The following is a 2,530-nucleotide window of genomic DNA, read 5'->3' as shown; positions in this document are numbered from 1 at the left end:
AGGGTGATGTTCCAGTTGCCATCTTGGTCGGCAGTGGTTTTCTCTACGCTTTGGCGGCCTTTTTGTAAGATTTCCACCTCTGCTTCGGGTTCGGCGGTACCGCTCAATGGACCGTTGGTGCTGCCGGAGGTGGTGATTTCGGGAGGATTGGGGGCGCTGAGATCGGCAGTTCGAGAGAGCTGGGTTGCAGCCGTGTTTTTGTTGCCTGCGGTATCTGTGGTTTGGTTGGCTACCACATCTACGGTGACCTTGTCATCAGCGGCGGGAGTCACATCAAAGGTGTAGGTGGTCGCATCTTCTTGGTTGAAGTTTTCGATGCTGCCGTTGTCTACAGTAATGTCTGAGGAGTCAAACCCACTGACCTGTTCGCTGAATTTAGCGGTGACGCTGAAGGTTCCCGCAACGGTGTCATTGGAGCTGGAGGTGAGGTTGAGGGTGGGAGCAATACCATCCACCAAAATATCGGTGGTGCTGTCTACACCCTCCAGGGTAAGGGTGGCATTGTTGTTGGTGGCATCTTGAATGGTAGCGTTGTTGTTAAGGGTTAGGTCCGTGCCCACTTTGATGCCGTTGGTGTCTTCGTGGCCGGAAGCAACCGTGTACCTGAAGGTGTGAGTAGTCGCAGAGGTGCCGTTGCCTACTAAAGTGGCATTGACAGTATCGCCGCTATCGAGAGTTAAGGGCAAAACAGCGCTGCCGCTTCCTTCATCGATGGTAACAGCTTCGCTGAAGGTGACTTCAAAGTTGAGGTTGCTGTCAATACCGTAAGTCTTGTCACTGGGTAGAGTGACATTGGTAACGGCGGGAATGACATCGAAAGTTTGAGTAGCTCCCTCTGTGGGTGTACCAACTTTGTTGGTAACAGCAAAGGTAACAGCAAAGTTAATATCGCTTAGTGCAGGAGCATCAATCTTAAGGGTTTTGTCTTGGGTGGCATCGGCGGCAATGTCGGCGGTGAGGAATAGAGAACCCGTGCTACCGTTGCTGATGGTTTGCGTTAGATTGGAGAAGGTGAGGCTATTTCCAGGGGGTACAGGAGTTTTTGTGCCCAAGGAAGTATCGTCGTCGTCACCGAGGATGGTATCGGTGGAGTAGACTAGTTGGAACTCGCTGATGTCGTCTATTTTGTAGGAGCCGTTCGGGGTAAAGGTAATGCTGTTTAGTTGGGCGTCGCCATCACTGGCAGCGAGGTTGAGTTGGTAGAGTGGATGGTCGCTTGTGCCTGCAAGGACCGTTGCCGGGTCAATGCTGTCGCTGGTGATGGTGACGTTAGGTCTTGGTAACCTGTCGAAAGTCATTATTGAAATCTCCTTGTTTTTTGCTTGTTTGGGCGCCATTTCAAGTGGTTAAGACCAACCTACATTCTCATAAGCCGCATTCCCCGTATCAACATCTTGGCTGGAAGATGTCTGTTTGAGGTATTCCCAGAGGATCGCTTGGGGAATAATTCCCTTGCTGCTTCTATCTGATAGATGGGGAATCATTTTCGCGACTTTCTCCTAAAGTTAAACAGCCATTCAACAGTAAGGCTTTTTTGGTCTTAATGGGGGAACGATTGCTGGAAACATATAGTCCGCGATCGCTTCTTTCCCCAGTGTGGCTTGCTCTTGGTGGGACGAAATAGCCTTTTCCGAAGAAAATTCTACTTTCAGATAACAGTTTATCCGTGTCCTTTGCGTGTGTCCTCAGTAAGAATACATAGGTTCTACAAGATTCCAAGAGACTTTTCAAGCCAGCTGTTGCTTGTCCGGATAGATACACCTATGAATTTTTGAAAGGGGAAAAGTTTTTCTTTGGAGAAACTATCTCATTTTGCTTGCTAACGATCGTTACCAACATCGGCCAAATAGCGTAGATTTTGTGGGCAGCGATCGCTTTTTTGCCAATTTTAGAGCAAATCCCCCTCAGGAACTGCTATTGATTTGCTCAAGTCGATGGAATTTATTGGGAATTTTTGGCAAAGAGAACGATATCAAAGCGTTATCGTGGATCCTTGACGCACAAGCGATCGCATTTATAGATATTTGTAGAGACTCAAGAAGCGATCGCTGGTGACACTATGTAGTTTTGCAAACATACCTGCAACCCACCCACCATCGAACCAACCTACATAAAGATAGATCCACATTTCCATCAGGGGATGATACCAAATCCGATGTGTACAAATCACATTTGAGTGGGAGGAGTGGGAGGAGTGGGAGGAGTGGGAGGAGTGGGAGGAGGGGGAGGAGTGGGAGGAGTGGGAGGAGTGGGAGGAGGGGGAGGAGTGGGAGGAGGGGGAGGAGACTGAAGAGGGGGAGGAGACTGAAGAGGGGGAAAACTACAAGAAGTTTTTGCTTTAGCCTGGGGGATTTATCGGGGTCTTCGCAGTACGGATTTGGTATGAAAAGCGATCGCACCCAAATGACGACCGCTTTCGATCTCTAGCAAAAACTGACTTCAGTTACTCCGTTCCTACAAAATCCACAAATGTCTGATAGTCGGCAGCCACGCAATCGGCATATTGAAACGCCACCTCCACCACAAACCG

The 2,530-nt window shown here is 49.2% G+C and carries 2 protein-coding genes; both read right to left on the bottom strand.

The window, feature by feature from the left end; translation table 11 throughout:
• Window positions 1-1,298 (bottom strand): Ig-like domain-containing protein (locus tag AS151_RS04100; protein ID WP_244532886.1); only part of this gene is annotated, 1,298 nt, incomplete at its 3' end.
• Between the two features lie 48 nt (window positions 1,299-1,346).
• Complete coding sequence (locus AS151_RS21940) at window positions 1,347-1,484, bottom strand: hypothetical protein (RefSeq protein WP_170861307.1); 138 nt, start codon at window positions 1,482-1,484, stop codon at window positions 1,347-1,349.
• Window positions 1,485-2,530 lie beyond the last annotated feature (1,046 nt).

The organism is Geitlerinema sp. PCC 9228 (genome assembly GCF_001870905.1).
In the GTDB taxonomy this organism is placed as follows: domain Bacteria; phylum Cyanobacteriota; class Cyanobacteriia; order Cyanobacteriales; family PCC-9228; genus PCC-9228.
This window is presented reverse-complemented; position numbering and strand designations above follow the sequence as displayed.